At 63.2% G+C, this 23097-nt stretch carries 21 protein-coding genes and 1 tRNA gene; 12 read left to right on the top strand and 10 right to left on the bottom strand.

Annotated elements, in window-relative coordinates; all coding sequences use genetic code 11:
* The first annotated feature begins 43 nt into the window (after nucleotides 1-43).
* Nucleotides 44-2704, top strand: coding sequence for a bifunctional diguanylate cyclase/phosphodiesterase (locus YUO_RS0100175; RefSeq protein WP_028345478.1), 2661 nt, complete (start codon nucleotides 44-46; stop codon nucleotides 2702-2704).
* A gap of 12 nt (nucleotides 2705-2716) precedes the next feature.
* On the opposite strand, the gene YUO_RS0100180 is transcribed toward YUO_RS0100175, so the two are convergent.
* Complete coding sequence (locus YUO_RS0100180; protein WP_028345479.1) at nucleotides 2717-5170, bottom strand: hybrid sensor histidine kinase/response regulator; 2454 nt, start codon at nucleotides 5168-5170, stop codon at nucleotides 2717-2719.
* A gap of 56 nt (nucleotides 5171-5226) precedes the next feature.
* Nucleotides 5227-6000: a thermonuclease family protein gene (locus YUO_RS0100185; RefSeq protein WP_156908430.1), complete on the bottom strand. Its 774-nt coding sequence runs from the start codon at nucleotides 5998-6000 to the stop codon at nucleotides 5227-5229.
* A 196-nt stretch (nucleotides 6001-6196) separates the two neighbouring features.
* Between YUO_RS0100185 and YUO_RS0100190 the strand changes: the two genes are divergently transcribed.
* The 4 genes from YUO_RS0100190 (at nucleotide 6197) to YUO_RS0100205 (ending at nucleotide 9828) form a co-directional block, all read left to right on the top strand.
* On the top strand, nucleotides 6197-6406 hold the full coding sequence (locus tag YUO_RS0100190; RefSeq protein ID WP_028345481.1) for a hypothetical protein: 210 nt from the start codon (nucleotides 6197-6199) through the stop codon (nucleotides 6404-6406).
* A 138-nt stretch (nucleotides 6407-6544) separates the two neighbouring features.
* The gene (locus tag YUO_RS0100195) at nucleotides 6545-8560 is read left to right on the top strand and encodes an acetyl-CoA carboxylase biotin carboxylase subunit (RefSeq protein ID WP_028345482.1); all 2016 of its coding nucleotides are present in this window, start codon (nucleotides 6545-6547) and stop codon (nucleotides 8558-8560) included.
* 102 nt (nucleotides 8561-8662) lie between these two features.
* Entirely contained in the window at nucleotides 8663-9532 is an 870-nt protein-coding gene (locus tag YUO_RS0100200; protein ID WP_028345483.1) for an isocitrate lyase/PEP mutase family protein, read from the top strand.
* A complete protein-coding gene (locus YUO_RS0100205; protein WP_028345484.1) occupies nucleotides 9529-9828 on the top strand; it encodes an acylphosphatase in 300 nt (99 codons plus the stop codon). Before YUO_RS0100200 ends, YUO_RS0100205 begins: the two co-directional genes overlap by 4 nt.
* Nucleotides 9829-9837: 9 nt before the next feature.
* On the opposite strand, the gene YUO_RS0100210 is transcribed toward YUO_RS0100205, so the two are convergent.
* A complete protein-coding gene (locus YUO_RS0100210) occupies nucleotides 9838-11742 on the bottom strand; it encodes a diguanylate cyclase domain-containing protein (protein ID WP_235782594.1) in 1905 nt (634 codons plus the stop codon).
* Nucleotides 11743-12013: 271 nt separating this feature from the next.
* On the opposite strand from YUO_RS0100210, the gene YUO_RS0100220 reads away from it, so the two are divergent.
* From YUO_RS0100220 to YUO_RS0100230, 3 genes are read left to right on the top strand one after another with little or no spacing between them, the layout of a single operon-like run.
* A complete protein-coding gene (locus tag YUO_RS0100220; RefSeq protein ID WP_028345487.1) occupies nucleotides 12014-12571 on the top strand; it encodes a GbsR/MarR family transcriptional regulator in 558 nt (185 codons plus the stop codon).
* A gap of 28 nt (nucleotides 12572-12599) precedes the next feature.
* Entirely contained in the window at nucleotides 12600-13265 is a 666-nt protein-coding gene (locus YUO_RS0100225; protein ID WP_028345488.1) for a DUF4166 domain-containing protein, read from the top strand.
* Nucleotides 13262-14698 (top strand): TIGR01777 family oxidoreductase, encoded by a 1437-nt coding sequence (locus YUO_RS0100230; RefSeq protein WP_028345489.1) that lies wholly within the window; start codon nucleotides 13262-13264, stop codon nucleotides 14696-14698. Before YUO_RS0100225 ends, YUO_RS0100230 begins: the two co-directional genes overlap by 4 nt.
* Before the next feature lie 27 nt (nucleotides 14699-14725).
* Here YUO_RS0100230 and YUO_RS0100235 read toward each other — a convergent pair whose 3' ends face one another.
* Together YUO_RS0100235 and YUO_RS0100240 are read right to left on the bottom strand one after the other, a co-directional pair.
* Nucleotides 14726-16243, bottom strand: a complete 1518-nt coding sequence (locus tag YUO_RS0100235) for a PAS domain-containing sensor histidine kinase (protein WP_028345490.1) — start codon at nucleotides 16241-16243, stop codon at nucleotides 14726-14728.
* A gap of 82 nt (nucleotides 16244-16325) precedes the next feature.
* On the bottom strand, nucleotides 16326-17180 hold the full coding sequence (locus tag YUO_RS0100240; RefSeq protein ID WP_028345491.1) for a LysR family transcriptional regulator: 855 nt from the start codon (nucleotides 17178-17180) through the stop codon (nucleotides 16326-16328).
* Between the two features lie 115 nt (nucleotides 17181-17295).
* Between YUO_RS0100240 and YUO_RS0100245 the strand changes: the two genes are divergently transcribed.
* Nucleotides 17296-17724 carry a tautomerase family protein gene (locus YUO_RS0100245; protein WP_028345492.1) on the top strand — a complete coding sequence of 143 codons (429 nt, stop codon included), beginning with the start codon at nucleotides 17296-17298 and terminating at the stop codon, nucleotides 17722-17724.
* 51 nt (nucleotides 17725-17775) lie between these two features.
* Here the strand turns inward: YUO_RS0100245 and YUO_RS39385 are convergent, their stop codons facing one another.
* Nucleotides 17776-18192: a tautomerase family protein gene (locus tag YUO_RS39385; protein ID WP_051379151.1), complete on the bottom strand. Its 417-nt coding sequence runs from the start codon at nucleotides 18190-18192 to the stop codon at nucleotides 17776-17778.
* Nucleotides 18193-18285: 93 nt separating this feature from the next.
* Between YUO_RS39385 and YUO_RS0100255 the strand changes: the two genes are divergently transcribed.
* Nucleotides 18286-19179, top strand: coding sequence for a LysR family transcriptional regulator (locus YUO_RS0100255; RefSeq protein ID WP_083754417.1), 894 nt, complete (start codon nucleotides 18286-18288; stop codon nucleotides 19177-19179).
* 85 nt (nucleotides 19180-19264) lie between these two features.
* Here YUO_RS0100255 and YUO_RS0100260 read toward each other — a convergent pair whose 3' ends face one another.
* Together YUO_RS0100260 and lipB are read right to left on the bottom strand one after the other, a co-directional pair.
* The gene (locus YUO_RS0100260) at nucleotides 19265-19564 is read right to left on the bottom strand and encodes a hypothetical protein (RefSeq protein WP_028345494.1); all 300 of its coding nucleotides are present in this window, start codon (nucleotides 19562-19564) and stop codon (nucleotides 19265-19267) included.
* Between the two features lie 106 nt (nucleotides 19565-19670).
* Entirely contained in the window at nucleotides 19671-20399 is a 729-nt protein-coding gene (gene lipB / locus YUO_RS0100265; RefSeq protein WP_028345495.1) for a lipoyl(octanoyl) transferase LipB, read from the bottom strand.
* A gap of 62 nt (nucleotides 20400-20461) precedes the next feature.
* On the opposite strand from lipB, the gene YUO_RS0100270 reads away from it, so the two are divergent.
* Together YUO_RS0100270 and YUO_RS0100275 are read left to right on the top strand one after the other, a co-directional pair.
* Nucleotides 20462-20704, top strand: coding sequence for a FliM/FliN family flagellar motor switch protein (locus YUO_RS0100270; RefSeq protein WP_027583831.1), 243 nt, complete (start codon nucleotides 20462-20464; stop codon nucleotides 20702-20704).
* Nucleotides 20705-20801: 97 nt separating this feature from the next.
* A tRNA-Leu gene (locus YUO_RS0100275) sits at nucleotides 20802-20886 on the top strand.
* A gap of 26 nt (nucleotides 20887-20912) precedes the next feature.
* Here YUO_RS0100275 and YUO_RS0100280 read toward each other — a convergent pair.
* Entirely contained in the window at nucleotides 20913-22421 is a 1509-nt protein-coding gene (locus YUO_RS0100280; RefSeq protein ID WP_156908431.1) for a site-specific integrase, read from the bottom strand.
* A 72-nt stretch (nucleotides 22422-22493) separates the two neighbouring features.
* A complete protein-coding gene (locus YUO_RS39390; protein ID WP_156908432.1) occupies nucleotides 22494-22715 on the bottom strand; it encodes a hypothetical protein in 222 nt (73 codons plus the stop codon).
* Between the last annotated feature and the right edge of the window lie 382 nt (nucleotides 22716-23097).

The raw sequence follows: 23097 nt of genomic DNA on the forward strand, positions 1-23097 counted from the left end.
GGACGACGTCATCGCGGAGAGCCAGCCGCTGTTCGGTCGCGGCATGCCGTGGCCGATCAGGCTGGGCGCGATCCAGTGGCTGATCCTGAGTTCGGCAGCGCTCGTGCTCGCGATCATGCTCGGCACCGGCTATTTCGCCATGCAATACCGCGAGCGGGCGCTGGAAGTCGCCGAGCGCGAACTCAACAACAGCGCGCTCTTGCTGTCGCGGCATTTCGACCAGCAACTGAACGATCTCCAGCATGTGCATGAGGATGTCGTATCCGGCATGCGGGCCGACGGGGTCGATACGTCGGATGAGTTCGAGCAGAGAATGTCGACCTTAAGCGCGCATGAGATGCTGCGCAGCAAGCTTTCGGCGCTGCCCCATGTCGGCGCGCTGAACCTGTGGAACGTCAAGGGATGGTTGATCAATTCCTCCGAGATGTGGCCGGTCCCCGATCTCAGCATTGCGGACCGTCAGTACTTCAAGGAGTTCACGTCGGGAAAACCGACCCCCGATGTGATCGTCGAGCCGGTCGTCAGCAAGGTGACGAGGAACTGGACCACGCTATTTGCGCGCAAGATCGTCGGCCGTAATGGCGAGATCATCGGATTTGCCAGCCGCGGCGTCGAACCTTCGCATTTCGAGGCCTTTGTCGGATCGCTGGAGCTCAATAGCGATACCGCGATCTCGATGATTCACCGCAACGGCACCATCATTGCGCGCTATCCGAAGGACGACAGCCTGATCGGCTTCAATGTCGCCGGAAGCGAAGCGTTTCAGCGCGCGCTGGCGGTCGATGGCAACGCATCCGGGCGCTTCACCAGCGCGAGGCTGGCGGAAGACAAGGTCGGCGCGGTCAAGTCGCTCATGCACTTCCCGATCCTGATCGTGGCGACCACCCGAACGGAGGCTGCGTTGGCCGACTGGCGGGCGCAGACCAGGCTGCAATTTTTCGCGGCGGCGCTGGCGATCATCGTCGTGATCGGCATGGTCTTCCTGATCGTGCGTCAGCTCCGCCGCCAGCATGCCGCCGCGCAGCGCAAGCTTTCGGAGAAGAGCCAGCATCTCGACACAGCCATCAACAACATGACGCAGGGCCTGCTCCTGTTCGATTCCTCGGGCCGTCTCGTGATCTGCAACAGGCGTTATATCGATATGTTCGGGCTCTCGCCGGAGGTCGTCAAACCCGGCTGTCATCTGCGCGACCTGATCCGGCACCGTCAGGAACGCGGCTCCTTTCTCGGCGACGTCGACGCCTATTGCGACCGCTTCCTCGATCCCAACGGCAGTCTCGTTCAGGACACCGTGACCTCGACACCAGACGGGCGCACGATCCGGCTGATCTTCAAGCGCTCGGCGGACGGCGGCTGGGCCGCGACGTTGGAAGACGTCACCGAAGGGCGGCGCGATCAGGCCAGGATCGAACATCTCGCCCATTACGACGCGCTGACCAATCTGCCGAACCGCACCCTGTTCCAGCGCCATGCGGAGGGACTGCTGCTGGAAACCGAGGGACGCGAGTTTGCGATCCTCTATATCGACATCGACGAGTTCAAACGCATCAATGACACGCTGGGACATCTGATCGGCGACGAGTTCCTGAAGGGTGTGGCGGAGCGGTTGCGCCAGTCGGTGGGTGCTGAGGATTTCATCGCCCGCCTCGGCGGGGACGAATTCGCTATCCTTCAGCACGGCATCGAGAGCGCCGAGGATGTTCACGCGCTGGTCGCGCGGATCTATCAAGCGCTGCGTACGCCGTTCGACTGCCATGGCCATCAGCTTTCCAGCGATGCCAGCATCGGCGTCGCGATTGCCCCGCGCGACGGCTCGGACCTGCTCGATCTCCTGAAGAACGCTGACCTCGCAATGTATGCGGCTAAGGCCGCCGGCCGCAGGACCTATCGCTTCTTCGATCCGGAGATGGAGCAGCAGGCCAATCACCGCCGTGAACTGGAGGCAGACTTGCGCGAGGCGCTGGTGCAGGGCGGGTTCGAACTGCACTATCAGCCGCAGGTCGATCTGCGAAGCGACTGCGTCACCGGCTGCGAGGCGTTATTGCGCTGGCGGCATCCGGTACGCGGCATGGTCTCGCCCGCCGACTTCGTGCCGGTCGCCGAGGAGACCGGCCTGATCGAGGAGATCGGGCAATGGGTGTTGCGCACCGCCTGTGCCGAAGCCGCAGCCTGGCCGGCTCATGTCCGAATCGCCGTCAACGTTTCGCCGATCCAGTTCCGGTCGGAAATGCTGTCGGTGAAAGTCGCCGCTGTCCTTGCCGAGACCGGGCTCGACCCGCGCCGCCTGGAGCTGGAGATCACGGAGGCCGTTCTGATCGCGGACGATGACGCTGCGCTTGCGACGCTGAACCAGCTCCGCGCGCTCGGCATTCACATCGCGCTCGACGATTTCGGCACCGGCTATTCTTCGCTGCAATATCTGCAGCGCTTCCCCTTCGACAAGATCAAGATCGACCGCTCCTTCGTCAAGGAAGTGACGCGCAATGCCTCGTCGGCCTCGATCATCCGCGCGGTGGTCAGCATCGCCGCCGACCGCAACATGATCACGACTGCCGAAGGCGTCGAGACGTTGCAGCAGCGCGAGACCGTGCAGAGTCTCGGATGCACGCAGATGCAGGGCTATCTGTTCAGCGCCGCGCGCCCCGCGCAGGAAATCCGCGCGCTATTGGCATCGGGGGAGGCCGGCGTCGACGCCGCGGCGTGAGGCGTTTATGCCCTAGCGGCGCGCCTCGGAAATGGCCTTCCTGAGAATCCGCGACAGCAGTTCCACCGAATAGGGTTTCTGGATCAGCTCGAAGCCGCGGTGGGCGCTCTCCGCCAGCACGTTGCTGTAGCCGCTGGTCAGGACCACGGGCAGGCCGGGATAGCGTTCGCGCACGATGCCGGCGAGCTCGACGCCGTTCATCCCGGGCATGATGACGTCGGAAAATACCAGGTCGGCGGAAAACTCGTCCTCGGCCAGGATTGCGAGCGCGGCGTCAGCGCTCGCTACGCGGCGCACGGTGTAGCCGAGATCTTCCAACAGTTCGGTGGAGAACTGGCCGACGTCGTCATTGTCCTCGACCACGAGGACGCGGTAGCCGCGGCCGCGGGCAGCGGGCTCGCTGGCGGTCGCGGCGGCTTCGCTCGTATCGGCCGGCACCGCGGCCTGCGGCAGGTAGATCGTAAACGTCGCGCCCCGGCCGGGCTCACTTGCAACTGCGATATCGCCGTCGGATTGCTTGGCAAAACCGAATGCCTGGCTCAGCCCGAGGCCGGTGCCCTTGCCGACTTCCTTGGTGGTGAAGAACGGCTCGAAGATCGTCTCGAGCAGGGCAGGGGCAATGCCGCAGCCGGTGTCGGTCACGGTGATGGCGACGAAATCGCCGCTGCGGGCGGGCTGGGCACGCAGCGGCGGAATCGCATCCACCTTGCGGACCTGAATGGTCAGCTGGCCCTCGCTGTCCATGGCATCGCGGCTGTTGACGGCAAGATTCATCAGCGCGGTTTCGAATTGCGCGACGTCGGCGATTGCGAAGCAATTGAGATCGGCGATGTCGACGTCGATCCTGATCCGGGCGCCGACGAGGGGACGGATCAATTGCGCGACGGACTCGACCTGGGTGCCGACGTTGAACACCTGCGGCTTGAGCGGCTGCCTGCGGGCGAACGCCAGCAATTGTCCGGTCAGCTTGGAGGCGCGCTCCACGGTCTCGGCGATCGCGTCGATGTAGCGCCGGCGCCGCTCTTCCGGCAACTCGCGGCGGCGCAGGAAATCGGTCGCGGAGCGGATGATGGTCAGCAGATTGTTGAAATCGTGCGCCACGCCGCCGGTCAACTGTCCGACCGCTTCCATTTTCTGCGACTGGCGCAGCGCTTCTTCGCCCTGGCGGCGCTCGGTGACGTCGATGGCCTCCGGCACCGCGCCGATGACGGTGCCGTGCCGGTCGTGCAGCGGGCGCATCGCGAAATCGAAATAGCGGTCGCCGATCGGCAGCTGCAGCAGCATTTCAATCTTGACCTCTTCGCCCTGCATGACCGTGATGAAGGCGTCGCGGACGGCGTCGCGCATGCCGGAGGTCGCGGCAAACCATGGCGTTTCCCAGAACGGCTGGCCGACCACCGCGCCGGCGTCGGCGCGGATGCCGGCCAACGCCGTGCTGTTGGCATAGAGAACCTCGCCGTGTTGGTTGAGCAACGCCTGATATTGATGGCTGGTCTCGAAGATCGCCCGCATCTGGGCTTCACTGGATTCGAGCTGCGCCGTCCGCTCGGCGATCCGCATTTCGAGAATTTCGTTCAGCCGGCGCAGATCGTGCTCGGCCTGCTTGGCCGAGGTGACGTCGTGGGCAACGCCGATGAAGCCGATGTGCTTGCCGGTTGGATCCCAGCGCGGCTGGGATTCCGAGCGCAGCCACCGCCATTCGCCGTCGGCGCGCTGGTAGCGGGCCTCCAGCACGAACGGCTTGAGCGATGCTTCGCCTGCGACGGATTCCTGGACAACGCGGGCCGCGTCGTCCGGATGCAGCCTTTTGCGCCAGTCGAACACGATAGCTTCCTCGAACGGCAGTCCAAGGAAATCGACATAGGCCTGGTTGGCGAAGGAACGCGTGCGGTCGAGCTTGGTAACCCAGATCGGCACCGGCGCGCTGTCGGCGATCAGGCGAAAGCGCTCCTCGCTTTCACGCAAGGTTTCTTGCGCCAGCATTTGAGCGGTGACGTCGCAATCCGCGCCGACCAGGCGCAGCGCGCGGCCGTCGGCCTCACGCTCGATCTTGGCGACGACGCGGATCCAGCGGACCGCGCCGTCGTTCGGCCGCACGATGCGGTATTCGGCCGAATAGTCCTCGCTCTGGCTTTTCAATACGCCGAACAAATGTTGGACCGTTCGCTCGCGATCCTCGGGATGGATTCGACTGACCCATTCCTCGTAGGTCTCGTTGGCCGCCTCGGGCGGCAACCCGTGAACGAGAAGATATTCGGGGGAGCGGCGGTTCTTGACGCCGTCACGGAAATCGATTTCGAGACCGCCGACGCCGGCGATGCGCTGGATCCGCGCCAACTCCGCTTCGCGCTCCTGCAAAGCACGATGAGCTCTGTCGCGCTCATCAGCGATTTCCTGCAGATCTTGTCGCAAGCGTTCGGCGGCGGCGACTTCAGGCAGGAGGTTCGTCGTGTCGGAAGGTGTCATGCGTGCCGGCAACCTCTGGCGGCACTTTCACACAAGAGCCGGCGCGTTAGCCAGCCTCATTTGCTCTTGGTGGTTGACCGGCAGTTATAGGCCCTGCGGAACCCGGCGGCCTGCGCATCTTCTTCGGAACAGAACCAGCGATCCGGCCTGGTCAGTCCCGGGTAGGAGCGGCATGCCTGCAGATGGTAGATGCCAAGGTTCCCGGTGACGCGCGCGCGTACCGCGTACTTGCCTTTGATGTTGCAATTCGCCGGCATCACGAGATCCTCGGGGAACAGCGCCTCGCGGATTTCGCGATCGCGATCGGCGCGGCACGCGGCGCCGAGCAGGGGGGCGTCTTTCTTCCCGGCGCGGAACTCGCGCGGTGCGACGAAGCAGCCTTTCCAGAGTCCCTGGCGGTCGTCCTTGGCGCGGGCTTCGTCCACCGTGAAGCGCCCGCTGGCGGAGGCCTCGACATTCAGGGCAAATCCCTTGCGGACCAGCAACTGGCTGAGACTGGTGGTGTCGCCCTCGATCTTGCACACGCCAATGCGTCGCTTCTTGTAGACGGGATCGGGACCCAGATCGTCGCAGCGGACTTGTTTGCCGCCGATCAACTTGGTCAGTTGATCGCGCGCTTCGATCCCGCAGGTCCAGCTATCGGCGTGTTCGTCGATGCAGAGCTGATCGGCAGCCGGGACATCGATGCCGTCGAGGCGGTAGGTGACATTACCGAACTGAAGGGTGCTGCCATCCCGCACGATGGCAGTGGCAGCCAAACTCTGGCTGGCTGGAACGACAATCGACAGCAACGCCGCAACCAGAAGAATTCGTGACCGCATCTGATTCATTTCAAGTCAATTCCACACCCGCCGCAGCCTTCTAGCATAAGCTGACGTGATTGAACCAAGATGCCGGCGCTAATGGCGCAAGCGAAACATGTTGGGGAAAGCCGTGAGCGCGGTTGCGACCAGACGACAACGGCCCATTGACTTCATAGGAACAAAATAAGAACATGGACCGTCTCGCTCAACACGGATTAAGCTCATGTCGTCCTCTTCACAGCCGAAGTCCGAAGAGAACGACGAGCTGGAAGCCGCTGTAGATCAGGCGATTTCTGCCTGTGGTGGGGACATGAGGGCGACGATCCGCGCGTTGATCGTGGCCAACGACTACCTGGAATCCGAGGTCGGCGAGCTGATGAAAGCGGTATCCCGCGCCTATGCGCGGGGCCGCTTCAACTCCTATTCCGGCTGAATTACCGCCGGGCGGCACCGCGAAGCCGGTACGAGACCGTTGCCTCCATCGATTTTTGCTGTACGACGGGTGTGTTACCCGCGTCCCGCATGTCTCATTGCGGGGGAGGATCCCGCCCAAAGCTCAAGCAAGAAGAACATGTTCAAGAGAATTCTGATCGCAAATCGCGGCGAGATCGCCTGCCGGGTCATCAAGACTGCGCGCCGAATGGGGATCGAGACGGTCGCGGTGTATTCCGAAGCGGACCGCGATGCGCTCCACGTCGAAATGGCGGATAAGGCCGTGCTGATCGGCCCGCCAGCGGCGGCCGAGAGCTATCTGTTGATCGACCGGATTATCGATGCTTGCCGCAAGACCGGGGCAGAGGCCGTGCATCCCGGTTATGGCTTTCTTTCCGAGCGCGAGGCGTTTCCGCGCGAGCTCGCCAAGGCCGGCATCGTCTTCATCGGCCCCAATCCCGGCGCCATTGCCGCGATGGGCGACAAGATCGAATCCAAGAAGGCCGCCGCGAAGGCCAAAGTCTCGACCGTGCCGGGACATCTCGGTGTGATCGATGACGAAAAGCACGCCGTGAAGATCGCTGACGAGATCGGCTATCCCGTGATGATCAAGGCCTCTGCCGGCGGCGGCGGCAAGGGCATGCGGATCGCGCATTCGAAGAAGGAAGTCGCCGAGGGATTCAACCTCGCCAAGGCGGAAGCGAAATCCTCGTTCGGCGACGACCGCGTCTTCATCGAAAAGTTCATCGTCGATCCCCGCCACATCGAGATACAGGTGCTCGGCGACAAGCATGGCAATGTGATCCATCTCGGCGAGCGCGAATGCTCGATCCAGCGCCGTAACCAGAAGGTCATCGAGGAAGCGCCGTCGCCGCTGCTCGATGAAACCACCCGCCGCAAGATGGGTGAGCAGGCGGTGGCACTGGCGAAGGCGGTGCATTACGATTCGGCCGGCACCGTCGAATTCGTCGCCGGCCAGGATAAGAGCTTTTACTTCCTGGAGATGAACACCCGTCTGCAGGTCGAGCATCCCGTCACCGAACTGGTCACGGGCATCGACCTGGTCGAGCAGATGATCAGGGTCGCGGCCGGCGAGAAGCTTTCCATCGCTCAGAAGGACGTCACGCTGACCGGCTGGGCCGTGGAATCGCGCGTCTATGCCGAGGATCCGTTCCGCAACTTCCTGCCGTCGATCGGCCGGCTGGTGAAATATCGGCCGCCGGCGGAAGCGAGCCAGGACGGCGTCACCATCCGCAACGACACCGGCGTGCAGGAGGGCGGCGAGATCTCGATCCATTACGATCCGATGATTGCCAAGCTCGTGACGCATGCGCCGTCACGAGCCGCCGCGATCGAGGCACAGGCCACGGCGCTCGACGCGTTCTACGTCGACGGCATCCGGCACAACATTCCGTTTCTGTCGGCGCTGATGAACCGTCCGCGCTGGCGCGAAGGCAAGCTTTCCACCGGCTTCATATCAGAGGAATTTCCAAAGGGGTTTTCGGCGCATCCGCCGGAAGGCGAGATCGCGCGCCGGCTGGCCGCCGTGGGCGCCGCGATCGATCATGTGCTCGGCGAGCGCAAGCGCCAGATTTCCGGTCAGTTGACCGGCCGCCTGGTGCAGCGTGAACGCCGCCGCGCGGTGTGGCTCGGCCGCGACGAAATCGCGCTGGATGTAGCACGGGAGGCCGACGGCATTGCGGTGCGTTTCATCGGCGCCGATGGCCTGCCGGGCAATCCGCACAACCTGATTTCGAGCTGGACGCCGGGCGAGCCGGTCTGGCACGGCACCATCGACGGCCACTTGGTCGCAATGCAGGTGCGCGCAATTCCGAACGGCTTCCGCCTCGCGCACCAGGGCTTTGAAGTTGCAGTCAACGTCTTCACCGAAAGCGAGGCTGCCGCCGCGCGGCTGATGCCGGTGAACTCGGCGGCCGACGCCGGCAAGAAGCTGCTGTGTCCGATGCCGGGGCTCGTGGTGTCGATTGCGGTCGCCGAAGGCCAGGAGGTCAAGTCGGGCGAGACATTGGCCGTGGTCGAGGCGATGAAGATGCAGAACGTGCTGCGCGCCGAACGCGACGGCACCGTGAAGAAGATCCATGCCGCGGCCGGCGCGACGCTAGCGGTGGACGCGCTGATTTTGGAGTTTGCGTAGACGCAACCCCGTCATTGCGAGCGCAGCGAAGCAATCCGTCATGCGGCAAAAGGAATTGCTTCGTCGCTGCGCTCCTCGCAATGACGAATGAGGAGCCTCCTGATGTCTTTCCGCAAACGCCGCGAAGCCCTCCGTTCGATCCTCGCCGGCCCCGCTTGCGTCCGGCCAGGATCGGTCTATGACGCGACCTCGATCCGCATTGCCGAAGACCTCGGCTTTGAGCTCGGCATGTTCGGCGGCTCGGTGGCCTCGCTCGCGGTTCTCGGCGATCCCGATATCGCGCTGATCACGCTGACGGAGCTGGCCGAGCAGATGCGGCGGATGTCGCGCGCTTCGACACTGCCGGTATTGGTCGATGCCGACCACGGCTACGGCAATGCGCTCAATGTTCGCCGTACCGTGCATGAACTCGAGGCTGCCGGCGCCGCTGGCTTGACGATCGAGGATACGCTGTTGCCGCAGGCGTTCGGGCAGGCCGGAACACAATTGATTCCGCTGGAGGAGGGCGTCGGCAAGATGAAGGCCGCGCTTGATGGCCGCAGCGATTCCTCGCTGGTTATCATGGGCCGCACCGGCGCCGTGTCCGTCACCGGCCTTGACGACGCCATTGAACGTGCAAGGGCGTATGAGGCCACTGGCGTCGATGCGCTGTTCTTCACGGGCATCAAGAGCCGGGGCGAGCTGGAAGCGATTTCCGCCGCGACGAGATTGCCGATCGTGCTCGGTGGTGCGCCCGAGGACGTGACGGCGCTGGATTATCTCGCCGGTCAGCGCGTGCGGATCGCGCTGCAGGGCCACGCACCATTCGCCGCCGCGACGCAGGCCGTCTATCAGACGCTGAAGGCGTTGCGTGAGGGAACCTCGCCGAAAAATTTGAACGGCCTTGCGTCTGCCGAGTTGACCAGCCGGGCCATGCGCGATGCCGAGGTAAAGGCGCGCGCCGGCGCATTTCTCGGGTTAAAGAATAAATGAGCGATGCAATTCGTCATGTCACGATAAGCGGCCGGGTGCAGGGCGTCGGCTATCGCGCCTGGGTCGACGACACGGCACGGGCGCGCGATCTCGAAGGCTGGGTGCGCAACCGCAGGGACGGCCGTGTCGAGGCGGTATTCGCAGGTCCCGAGGAGCCGGTGACCGCAATGATCTCGGCTTGCCGGCGAGGGCCGTCATCGTCCCTGGTCGAGGCGGTACAGGACGACGCCGGCAATCCCGAAATGCTGAAGCTGCGGCGGGCAGGCGAGCGGTTCTCGGTGCTGCCGACGATATAGTTCTGCTAGCTAATGCGTCCGTTCGCCCGGCGCGAACTCGCCATCGTGCTGGATGGAGGCGCTGTCGACATATTGCAAGTCGACTGAGGAATACACGATGCTGCGATTGCGGCCGAGGCGCTTTGCCTCGTAGAGGGCGGTGTCGGCTTCCCCCACCAGCGCAGCCTCGTCGATTGTCGAACGGGTTTTTGCGGCTACCCCTGCGCTGATGGTGATGTAGCCTCGGCTCGAGGCTGTGTTCGGAATGCCGAGCGCCCGAACCGTCAGGCGGATAGCTTCAGCAACCTTCAATGCATGGTCCTCCGAGCTGTTCGGCAGCACGACGGCGAATTCCTCGCCGCCATAGCGCGCGGACAGGCCTGACGTGTTGTCGGTCGCATTGCCGATGGCCTTTGCAACCGCCCGCAGGCAACGGTCGCCGGCCTGATGCCCGTAGGTGTCGTTGTAGCCCTTGAAATTGTCGATATCGAACAGCAGCACCGAAATCTCTTCGCAGGCTTCGTATTCGCGCCGCAGGAAGCCATCGAAGGTGCGGCGGTTGGTGAGCCCGGTCAGCCCGTCGGTCGCGGCAAGCTGGGTGAGGCGGCGGTTGAGTTGGGTCAGCTCATCCTCCATCCGCTTGCGTTCGGTGACATCGCGGATGACGCAGAGGAATTCCGTCCGCGCCGGGTCGCTGGTTGCGGAGGCCATCTTGAACTTGCTTTCCACCCACGCCAGCGTCCCGTCGCCTCGATAGTGGCGAAACACGACCGTGCTGACGCTATCGGCGCCGTCGATCCGGGTGGTTGCCGCTTTGACGCTCTCCCTGTCGTCGGGATGGACCAGGTCGAAGCATGACTTGCCGAGCAGGTCTTTTGGACGCAATCCCAGCACCGGCTCGGCCGATCGGGAAACGTAGCGGAGCAGGCTGTTGGCATCGATGAGGATGATGATATCGGCGATGTTGTTGGCCAGCAGGCGATAATGCGCCTCGCGTTCGCGCAGCGCACGCTCCGTCTTGCTGCGGAAGCGGAACTGCAGGGCAACCAACGCCGCCAGCATCAGGATCATGCAGAGCAGCACGCCGGCGACGATGGCGTCAGTCCGCAAGCCCTTCCACCATTCGGAAAGCAGCCAGTCTTCCGATATGGCCACCGTGACCACCATCGGGTAGTGCGGCGTCACCTCATAGCCGAGGTGCTTCACGAGACCATCGAACGGCGAGATGATCTTGTAGTATCCGACAGAGCTTTGCTTGAGATGCTTCCTGAACAGGTCGGTCTTGGAGAGATCCGTGCTCTTGTCCGACTGCGGCCAGCGCAACAGGAGCGCACCATCGCTCCGTATCAGGCTGATGCCGCCGTCGGGGCCGAGCTGGAATGTCCGGTAAAAGTTATTGAAGTAATCCTTGTCGATCGCTGCGGCGACGACCCCGCCAAAGCTGCCGTCGAGTTTGGTGATGCGTTTCGAAAGAACGATCATGGAGGATCGCTCGTCCACACGGGACTGCATCAGTTCGCTGATCCGAAGCGCGTTGTCTGGTTTGTCACGATGGTAGGCGAAATAGCTGCGATCCGAGATGGTATGGCGCGGTGTCTCCGCCAATGAGGAATAGGTCCAGTTGCCCGTGGCATCTGCGACGCCGATGTTCCGCAATTGGGGCAGCGTTTTCGCCGTTTCAGCGAGGTATCTGTTGAACCGGTCCGGATCGGGATCCCTGTATTTCAGCAAGTCGACCATCCCGCCCATCGCGATATCGACCGCCTGGATGGTGTGCGAGGCATGCTCGGAAAGCGAATGCGCGAGGTTCTGGATCTCGGACCTGCCGCTCGCCAGCGCCGCCTTCTTGGCGTCGAGTGCCTTCCAGGCCATGACGCCGAGGATGCAGGCGGTCATGACCAGCGCAAAGGCGATGACCAGGGACGTCGATGTCACCCGCCGCAGTGGCCCGCCGGGGTCTGGGGGATTTCGATGGGGCATTCCGAGCCTTGATGCCGCGCCAGACCTCGTTGCTGGCAGCTTGCGAGCGGAGCCTAAGACGCGACTGGTACTGGGCGGTTAACGGGCTGACCGGGAAAACACGGAAATACGAACCCGAGTTCCATATCGGGAACCAGGACCGACTCTTGGGAAGCTCGGTGCGGATCAGGTCGTCCAAACCGCAAGAGGCCTTGACAGTCGCACAGTAACGTCAGATATTTCTGTTATGACAGAAAAGACCGACAAAAGGAAACTCCCCGCCGTGGTCGAGCGGTTCATCCTGCACTGGGGTGATATGGGGGACGAGTGGGGCGTCAACCGCTCGGTCAGCCAGATCCACGGTCTGCTCTATCTCGCCGAGGCGCCGATGACCGCGGAGGATATCGCCGAGACGCTCGGCATGGCGCGGTCCAACGTGTCCAATTCCATCAAGGAACTGCTGGCCTGGAATTTGATCCGGCGGGTGCCGATCCTCGGCGACCGGCGCGATCATTTCGAGGCGGAAACCGACATCTGGGAAGTGGCGGCGCGGATCGCCGCCCGCCGCAAGGAGCGCGAGATCGATCCGGCCATCGATGCGCTGCGCGCCTGCGTTTCCGACGCCGCTGACGATCCGACCATCAGCCCGGTCGCGGCCAAGCGGCTGAAGGAAATGCTGGCTTTCACCGAGCTGGTCGACCGCTGGTACACGCAGATGCTGAACGTACCGCGGCCGAGGCTGGTCGCGCTGATCAAGCTTGGCGAGAAGATCGTCAGCTTCTTGCCGGCGGGGAAGTCCAAATAGGGGCAGAGGGGCAGAGCAGGAGCGTGTGATGGTGTCCACAAGAGTACCCAGGTTTCCCGCAACGCCTGCCTCGAACACCATCCTGCTCGACGACCACCGCTTCCACGATCTGTTGCCCGACGAGGAGTGGGGCCGACTGCCGTTGGCGATCTGGCGGCGATTTTCAAAGCGTTTTGCCGACGGCGAAACCGCTGTCTATGTCGGCACGGTGGAGGAGGCGAGTTTCAGCCGCGCCGGCTGGTGGCTGGCGCAGCTCGCGCGCGTGATCGGCGGGCCGTTTCCGCTATGCACTGAGACCGGCGTCTCGATGGCCGTGATGGTGACCGAAGATGCGGCGAGCGGCGGCCAGATCTGGACCCGCATCTGCGCGCGCAGCAACGGCTTTCCGCAGGTCATTCACTCGGCGAAACGGTTCGCCGGGCCGACCGGGCTGGAAGAATATGTCGGCTACGGCGTCAGCATGGCGTTGCGCATTGCCGTCGAGCACGAAGCCCTGGTGTTTCGCAGCGTCGGCTATTCCATGCAGATCGGGCCGTTGCGGTTGCCACTGCCGCCCTGGCTCACGCCCGGCGATCTCACCGTGACCCATTCCGACCTCGGCGGCGGCACGTTCCGTTTCACACTCGAGGTCGTCCATCCCCGCCTTGGCAGGCTCATTCGTCAGTCCGCCGTGTTCATGGAGGCCGCATCATGACGTCGTTGCTTTGGATTCTGATCGCCATTCAGGTCGTGATGGGCGTGTTCGACACGTTCTACCACCATGAGCTGACCGAGCGGCTCGCATGGCGACCATCGCAGCGCTATGAGCTGCAGCTTCATGCGTTGCGCAACATGCTCTACGCGCTTTTGTTCCTGGTGCTGGGCTGGTTGGAAGTGCACGGCGTCTTCGCCATGCTGATCATCGTGGTGCTGGTTGCGGAAATCGTCATCACGCTGATGGATTTCGTCGAGGAGGACATGAGCCGGAAATTGCCGGCCAGCGAACGCATCAATCACACGCTGCTCGCGATCAATTACGGCGCCATTCTGGTGCTGCTGCTGCTGGTCCTGATCGGTTGGGTGGCGCAGCCGACCGGCGTCAAATCGGCTTACACAGGATGGCTCAGCCTGATCGCGGCCGCTGCGGCCTTCGGCGCCGCCCTGTGCGGGCTGCGCGACTTCACCGCGTCAAAGCGCCTTTCGCGAATGACGAGTGCGCCGGCGGCAAGCCTGGTCGAAAAACTGCCCGACCGGCAGACGGTGCTGGTCACCGGCGCTACCGGCTTCATCGGTAGCCGCCTGGTGGCAGGCCTGAGCGGCGCGGGGCATCAGGTGATCGCGCTGGTGCGCAGCCCCGCCAAGATCGAGATGCTGCCGCCGCCGATCACGCTGATCACGAGCCTCGGCCAGCTTCCGGCCGACACCCGTATCGATGCGATCGTCAATCTCGCGGGCGAGCCGATCGGCAACGGTCTGTGGACCGAAGCCAAGCGCCGCAAAATCCTGGATTCCCGCATCAACATGACCGGCGATGTCATTCGCCTGATCGCGCGGCTCGAACGCAAGCCGGCGGTGCTGGTCTCGGGTTCGGCGATCGGCTGGTACGGGCTCTGGCAGGATCAGGTGCTGACGGAATCGGCCAAGTCGCATGCCTGTTTCAGCCATGAACTCTGCGACGCCTGGGAGAAGGCGGCGCGTCCAGCGGAAGAACACGGCGTGCGGGTGGTCTACTTGCGGATCGGCCTCGTGATCGGCACCGACGGCGGCTTCATCACGCGGATGCTGACGCCATTCGAGTTCGGTCTCGGCGGGCCGCTCGGTTCGGGCCGGCAGTGGATGTCGTGGATCGAGCGCGACGACCTGATCCGCCTGATCGCCCATGTCATCGCGCGTCCAGAAATCTCAGGACCGGTCAACGCGACGGCGCCGATCCCGGTCACCAACCTGAAATTCACCGAAGAGCTCGGCCGAAGGCTGCGCCGGCCTGCGGTGTTCCGCATCCCCGGCGGGCTGTTGCGGCGTGTCGGTGGCGATTTCGCCAATGAATTGCTGCTGGGCGGCCAGCGCGTGTTGCCGAACAAGGCGCTCAGCAACGGTTTTGTGTTCCGGCACGAAACGCTGCGCAGCGCCTTCGAGGCGATCTTGTGAGGAGGGCAGTGGCCCACCAGCCGGCCATCACCGCGGCAGTTTCGCGATCGCCTGGCTGAGCTCGTGAATTTCGTAGGGCTTGCGCAGAATCGGAAAGTCGCCGCGCACATTCCGCGCGGAATCGCTATAGCCGCTGGTCAGGAGGATCGGCAGCCCGGGTCTGACGGCTTTCAAATGGCGCGCCAGACCGAGGCCGTCCATTTTGCCGGGCATCACGATGTCGGAGAAGACGAGGTCTATCCCGTCGAGTTCGATTTCGCGCAACGCGGCTTCGGCGCTCGCTACCCTGCGCACGGTATAGCCGAGCTGTTCGAGCAGGCCGGTGCTGACGGCTGCGACATCAGGATTGTCCTCCACCAGCAGCACGGTGCCGCTTCCGCCGGTTTCGACCGCGTCGACATCCCCGGCAGCGTCAGCGGCCTGCTTTCGCGGCAGCAGGATCGTGAATTTCGTGCCCTTGCCGAGCTCGCTCGCCACCCTGACCGTTCCCCCGGCCTGATGGGCGAAGCCGTGAACCTGCGATAGTCCGAGACCCGTGCCCTTGCCGATCGGCTTGGTGGTGAAGAAGGGATCAAAGATCTTGCCGAGCACATCGGGCGCGATGCCGGTGCCCGTATCTTCCACCGAGATCGCGACATATTCGGTATCGGCCCCGCCGGCGGTCTCGTTGCGCGCCGATATCGTGATGACGCCGCCGCCGGTCATGGCGTCGCGCGCGTTGATGACGAGGTTGAGCAGTGCCGTCTCGAACTCGGTGACGTCGACCATCACCGGCCAGACGCCCGGGTCGACGTCGAGCTGCAAGGTCACTGCGCTGCCGACGCCGCTGTCGAGCACCTCGCGCATCGCATCGATCTGCCCGGCGACGTCGACGGCCTGCGGATTGACGCTCTGCCGCCGCGCGAATGTCAGCAACTGGCTGGTGAGGGAAGCGCCGCGTTTGGTCGCTCGTTCGATCGCCGATAGCGCCCGCAGGCACCTGGGATCGTTGCCCACCGCTTTCTCCAACGTGTGAAGGCTGCCGCTGACGATCATGAGAAGATTGTTGAAATCGTGCGCAACGCCGCCGGTCAGTTGGCCGAGTGCATCGAGCTTCTGCGATTCCGCGAGCTGCTGGTGCATCCGTTCGAGCTTGAGCTGAGCTTCGCGGCGCTCGGTAATGTCGCGAGTGATCTTGGCGAAGCCGACGAGCTTGCCGTCCTCGTAAATCGGGTCGATGACGACGCTGGCCCAGAAGAACGTGCCGTCCTTGCGAACGCGCCAGCCATCCTCCTCGTAGCGGCCATGTTCCCGCGCAATGCGCAAGGCGCGAAGCGGCTTGCCATTCGCGCGGTCGACGTCGGTATAAAAGCAGGAAAAATGCTGTCCGATGATTTCGGCGGGGGCGTAGCCCTTGATCCGCTGGCCGCCGATGTTCCAGCTCGTGATGATTCCGGCCGGATCCAGCATGTAAAGCGCGTAGTCGGAAACGCCTTCAACCAAGAGTCGGAAATTGCGTTCGCTTTCGAATAGATCCCTTTGCTGTCGCTGATCTTTTGTCGACATCCGACCTGCCCATTTAACTGGCGCAAACGCTTGTCCTGCCGATTGGTTCCACGGTGGGTGGGCTTTTTAACGAAATGGTGGGTTACCGCGCTGCGGCCACGCTTCTGAACGTCGCCGCCAATATCCGCAGCGCTGCGAGCTTGGCTGGGTCGCTAACCTTCGAGTGCAGCATCACCTTCGAGCAAGCGAGCCGCGGCAGCCCTTCGGCCGGCCCGATATCGACCAGGCCCGGTGGCGCGATCCGGCGGGCCAGTGGCGCTACCGCGAGGCCGGCCAATGCCGCGGCGGCCACGGCGGTGACGCCGCCGCCGACAAAGCTCTCGCTCCAGGCAATGCCGGCCTTGTCGAGGGCACGGACCGCGAGCGCGCGTACGCCGCAGGGCGGTGCCAGCATCGCCAGCGGCAGCGTCTCGCCGCGGCGCCAGGCGAGACTTTTGGCGGCAAACCAGCCGAAGCCATCTTCAGTCAGCTTCTCGCCACCGCGGCGGCTGCCTTCCTGGCGAACCACCACGGCATCGAATTCGCTGGCATCGTAGGCGTCGAGCATCTGGCGCGAGAAGCCGATAGTGACGGAGAGCGCCAGTTGCGACGACACCGCGTGCAGCCGTTCGAGCAGCGGCACCAGTTCGGGCCCTGCGGCGTGATCGGAGATCCCCAGCGACAGTTGCGGACGCGCGGGCTTGTCGCCCGACAACGCACGGTCATGCGCCTCGATCAAAGCGCGTGCGTGCGGCAGGAACGCAGCGCCCGCGGTGGTCAGCGCGACCGCCCGCGGCGAGCGCTCGACCAGCCGCCGGCCGACCACGCTTTCCAGCCGCTGCAGCTTCATGCTGATGGCAGCCTGCGTCGTACCAACCGCTTCGGCAACGCGCGTGAAACTTTGCAGTTCGGCGACCAGGAGGAAGGCCTGCACCGTATCGATATCCAGCGTGCTCATGGCATCATCAACATCTCTTATCATTGTTATGAATAAAGATAAGATATCAAAATGATAGCCGCGGGTCTAGCTAAGGGAAGCGCAATGCCAGCGCGCCCGCTCAAGGAGAACGACCATGCCGCTCATCACCGTCACCTATTCCAGCGTCCGCGAGGCCCCGTCGCTGAAGGCCGAGATTGCGTCCGCTGTCAGCGATCTCACCGCGCGAATCCTGCGCAAGGATCCGAAGGTTACTGCCGTCATCGTGAAGTCGGTCGATGCCGCCGACTGGTTCGCCGGCGGCAAATCGCTCGCCGAGCACAGCCTCGCCAGTTTCTGGCTCGACGTTCACGTCAGCGAGGGCACCAATACCAAGGACGAGAAGGCAGCCTATCTCGCCGCGCTATTCCAGCGCATGGGCGAACTGCTCGGGCCGCCGCATGAAGAGAGCTACGCCCATGTCGACGAAGTGAAGGGCGATGCTTACGGCTTCGGCGGACTCACCCAGGAGCGCCGCTACATCGCCGGCCAGCTCGAAGTCGCGCCGCGGAAAGCTGCCGCGTGAAGATCGCCCGACGAGCGGACGGCGCGCGCGGCGCCGTCCGCTCGGTTGCTGCTAGCGGACGGACGCAGGGCTGGTTGCCAGCGGCGCGTGATGGTCGCCGAATGCAAGTCCGCGTCCGAGCGACCAGTCGACCGGCGCATTTTCAGTCAGCGCGACCATGATGTCGTCTGCGGAAAATCCGGCGCCGACGGCCCGATCCACAATCCGCCGAAACAGATTTTTCTTCTGATCGACCGTGCGCCCTGCGAGAAACAAAATCTCGATGATCGACGCATCCGGTGTGCGCGCGACATCCGGGAACGTCGGGTCAATGAACATCATTTCGCGTGCGTAGGTCGAAACGAGCTGAAACCGCTCCTCGGGCGGCACGCCGCAGGTCTCGACGAGACCCTCGTGCACGGCGTCGGCAAGGGCGCGAATTCTGGCCGATGCAAGATGGGCCGGAACGGCGATGCGGGCGAGGGGCATGGGAAAATCTCCAAATTGTTGGGAGCTCCGTCCTATTCATGCTAGGAAAAGAGATAAACTCTCGATTTTGCGAAACACTGATACTGAAAAATCATGAATATGCTGATGCATCCGATGTCAGACCTCGCGGTTTTCGTCCGAACGGTCGATCTGGGGAGTTTCGCGGCCGTGGGCGCTGAGATCGAGCTGACCGCTTCCGGCGTCTCACGCATCGTGACGAGACTGGAGCGCCGCATCGGCGTCAAACTGCTGCATCGGACGACGCGGCGGCTGGTGCTGACGCAGGAAGGCGAGACGTTCCTCGCCCATGCAAGAAGCATCCTGGCTGCGGTCGAGGCCGCCGAAGCCGATGTCGCCTCGGTTCATGGACGTCCGCGCGGCCCGCTGCGGATCAACAGCGGCACCGCGTTTGCAAGACACCGGCTTGCGCGACTGCTGCCGCAGTTCATGGACCAGTTTCCGGAAATCGCGGTCGAGCTTTCGGTGAGCGATCACCGCATCGATCCAATCGCCGACCAGGTCGACGTCACGATTCGGGTCGGCCCGCTTGGCGACAGCGAGCTGATCGCGGTTCGCCTAGGTGAAGTCAGGCGCGTCATCGCCGGCAGCCCGCGATATCTGAAGCGCTATGGCATTCCCAAACAAGCCGCCGATCTCGCCCGACACAATTGCCTGCAGCTCAGCGGCTTCTCGCGGCTCGCGCAATGGCCGATGTTCGAGCAAGGCAAGCGGATCATGGTGCCGGTGAAAGGATCGATCCGCTCTGACAGCGCCGATTTCCTTCTCGACCTCGCGCTGGCCGGCGCCGGTCTGGTGCGGTTTGGCGACTTTCTGGGGGAGGCGGCCGTGAAGGATGGCCGGCTGGTGCCGGTGCTGTCGCACTGCCACGATCCCGATCCGCAACCGATCACGGCCCTGATCCTGCCGGGGCGGCAAACCATCCCGCGGGTTCAGGCCTTTGTTGATTTCCTCAAGGCGAGCGTTTGACGGCGGTCAGACAGCCGCTTCCCGCGCGCACTCGCGCTCGTGGCGCGACGCCGGTGTCGCGGCGCCCGCCGAACGGCTCTCCGCTTCACACGATCAGCACATCCAGCACGGCCGCGGTTGCTGCGACAAGTGCGAGCGCAATCACGGTGGCTCGCCAAAGTAGTTGTTGCCGCGCCGCGCCGCGATCGTGGAATGCCAGCCAGTCGCGAACGAATCCGGCGGGAATGTTCATCGTGACGCTAAGCCTGGTCGGATGATGCAGTTCGTGATCTGCGAACATGGCGCGCACGTTTGCCACGCCCAGTCGGTCAAGTGCGCAATTCCATTCCCAGGCGTGCGTGCTGTTGGTCCACCGGTTCTCGAAGGGAAGCCTGTGCGACATCATCGCGACCTCCGCTGTTCACCGCCTGCCTCTGATATGTGGCCGCACTCGCCGTGGCGGAAGACCTCAAGGGAGAGCGGCGATAGAAACGGGCATCCGATCGACAGTTTCAGGCCGTTGCCGCGGGCAGGTCTGCCATGGTCGTTCCGAACACTTCCTGGAACGCCCGCCGGAGCGCGATGTCGACGTCTTCCATCGCCACGGGCAGGCCGAGGTCCACGAGTGAGGTGACCCCGTAACGCGGGTCGGCGACGCCGCAGGGGACGATGGCGGAAAAATGCGAAAGCTCCGGCTCGACATTGATGGCGATGCCGTGAAACGACACCCAGCGCCGCAAGCGCACGCCGATCGCAGCGATCTTGTCTTCGTGACCGACACCCTTGTCCGGCCGCCTGACCCAGACGCCGACACGATCCTCGCGGCGCTCGCCGCGCACGTTGAAGGCATCGAGCGTGCGGATGATCCATTCTTCGAGGCCGGCAACATAGGCGCGCACGTCCGGCCGACGCCGCTTGAGGTCGAGCATCACATAGGCCACCCGCTGGCCGGGACCGTGATAGGTGAGCTGTCCGCCGCGGCCGGTGGTGAACAGCGGGAAGCGCGGCTCGAGCAGGTCGTCCTGCCTGCCGCTGGTGCCGGACGTATAGAGCGGGGGGTGCTCCAGGAGCCAGACCAGTTCGGTCGCCTTCCGCTCGGCGATCTCGGCCGCGCGGGCCTCCATGGCGGCCACGGCTTCGGGATAGGGCACCGGTTCCGCCGAAATCCGCCATTCGACCCCGCCGCCGCCTTGGGCTTGCGCGAAGGTCGTCAAATCGAGGCTTTGGCGGTCATTAACCATTGGCTAACCATAACGTGTTCAGGTGGGAACCACACCAATTTAGTCCCTTTGGCGGTTCAGAAGTGGCCACCCTTGATAAAGTCAGCGTCGATCTCATGGTGGTGCTCGGCACCACGACCATGCCCATCCACCAGGTGATGCGGCTTTCCCGGGGCGCCATCATCGAACTGGACGCCACCGAAGCGGACGAGGTCAAGATCCTCGCCAATAACTTGCCCATTGCCTCCGGCGTGGTGCTGGTCGATCGCAACCGCATCGCGGTCGAAGTCAAGCAAATGCTGCCGAAATCCCCTGATGTCAGGTAGTTATCGGAGCGCAAAACTTCCTTGTCCCCCCATCCCTGATTTGTTACATCGCAGCCGTTGATCCGGCGGGCTGCAATCCTTCCAGCCGGTATCCCAAGCGCTCGTGGCGGAATTGGTAGACGCGCTGCCTTGAGGTGGCAGTGAGTAACATCGTGGGGGTTCGAGTCCCTCCGAGCGCACCATAAACCCACGTTTAGCCTTGAAATCGTTAAGCTTTTTTTCTGATGTTACCCGGGAATGTTACCACTCCGTTCCCGTCCGGCGTTCGCTTGCTGTTCGCCTCCGGCACCTGCAAGAAGTCATCGAGCGACTGGCTCTGATCGAACGCGACGATCTTCTCCATGCCACTGATTCCAAGCTTCTCTCGGTTTGCCTGGGCGATGTAGTGCGCGGGCATCTTTGGGTCAGTCCAACCAAACATGGCCATCATCTGGCTTTCGGTGCAGTCGGCATAAGCGGCGACCTCCGCACGGGCTTTGCGCACCCCGTGGCAGCTCTTCTTTGGTTCGTTGACGCCGGCGAGGACTGCGTATTTCTTCAACTTCGCGGCCCACGCCTTCTTGTTCATCGGCAAGACTCGGCCGCGCACAACCTTGCCTGTGAATACCTCGGCGCCAATGATCCCCGAGGCACGGGCGGCACGCAAACTTTCTGCAAACTCGGGGTGAACAGGCACCGTAACGGTGGTGTTGCCCCGGCTTTTCTCCGTTGCAATCTGCACCGCCATCTTCCGCACGATCTGTCGCAGGTGAGGGGGACCGAAACGGTGCGCGTCCCCAAGCCGCAGGAACGTGTAGTGCAGGATGTCGAACATCAGGCGGGCCTCGGTGCCAAGCGGCCACTTCGCCCGGTACATGGTCATGTCTTCGTCGGTCCACGGCACAAACCCGCCGCTTTCGCGTGAGGCCTTCGCCTTACCGGAGCGCACGCCGATCGTCGGATCATCGTCCTCGTCGAGGTGACCCTCATCGATCATCCAGCGGATCATCCCACGCAGCGCCGACAGCAGATTGCCCGCCTGAGAGGGCGTGCGCGCCTTCATCTCTGCCTTGATGACCTTGCGCGTCAGCACCGCGAACGGCTTCTCTCCATTCTCCGGTAACAAACTCTCGATCAGTCCGGTGCGTTGGAGTCGGGTCGACTCGGCCAATCCCTCGTGGCCAACACTGAGATCTCCGAGCCAGTGGTCGCTCTGCTTGTATCCGTTCCAGTACCAGCGCAGCGTGCCGGGCTGCGCCGGTGTCGTTGGCAGAGCAGGGCGCGCCTCGTTGCGCTGCTTTTGTGCGTTGATGTAGTCGCCCTCGTTGCCGAACAGCGCGATCTGAGCGGCGATCGCGATGTCAACCTCGGCCTCGAATTCGGGCGTGCCGAACTCTGCCCTAATCCGAATCTTTGGCAGCTTGTTGCGCACTTGCACGTAGTAGCGCAGTTGACCGCGTTGGCTAAGATCGGCGTAAAGATAGCGGCGCTCCGGCTGATCCGGCTTCACCGTTGCTTTGATGCGCCGCATGCGCATTACTCCTCCCAGCGCTGCAACGGCTGCTTGGTAGGCGGCGTCGAACGCTGACGTTCCGTATTCCTCGCTGATGCCGACCCGGCGCCCCTTGCGGCTCACCTTCACGTACCAACGCAGTGAGCCGGACTCGGAATAGTTAAAGTAGAGATACATTCGCCGATCCCCAGGCGCGCGGGGATCGCGTTCTTCTGTTTCAAGCATTGGCTGTCTCCGGAGACCAATGCTTGGAGTCTAACGATGCGCCGACTCCGCATCAATTGCATAAGGTGCGTTTCACCCGCTTTCGGTGCCTTTCAGGTATCGCTGCAACGCCTCTGAAGGCGTCCATATTTCGTCGCGACCATTTATGCCTCTGACTGGCGCGGCGTTCGACGTCAGCGCAATTCGAATGACGCCCTCTGCGTCGATCGTGATCGCGCTCGCGCCAGCTTCCTTAGCGGCGCGGATCGCGCGGGCAATATCTGCTTGTGTGACCTTGGCCGGGCGCCGCGGCATTACGCTCTTCCTATGGTCCATGAAATCAGCCGCTGCGAGCCCGGAGATTCCCATACGCGTCGATGTTTCGGACACATCGGGCTGATAGTGACCATAGCCGGCTCTACTAGAGCTGAATCAACGTATGCAAGACCACGAACGGCTGCGGTGAAAAGGGTGAAGACGTCTCCGTCGGGCATTCGGCTAGATTAGAGCGGAAATCGGAGGGGTAACTCGAAGAGGAGGGGATGCTCGGCTTTGCTCTTGGACCTGCTGACTACGAATCTGAGGGTTGGATGTTCGAATGGTGTCGGGCGCGCCATCTATCTTCTTCACATGTCATCGATTTTCAGAACGGTCTAAGACGCCACCAGACTAAAAATTGCGTTTAGTTTGGGATAAT

The sequence above is a fragment of the Bradyrhizobium murdochi genome, assembly GCF_000472965.1.
Taxonomy (GTDB): domain Bacteria; phylum Pseudomonadota; class Alphaproteobacteria; order Rhizobiales; family Xanthobacteraceae; genus Bradyrhizobium; species Bradyrhizobium murdochi.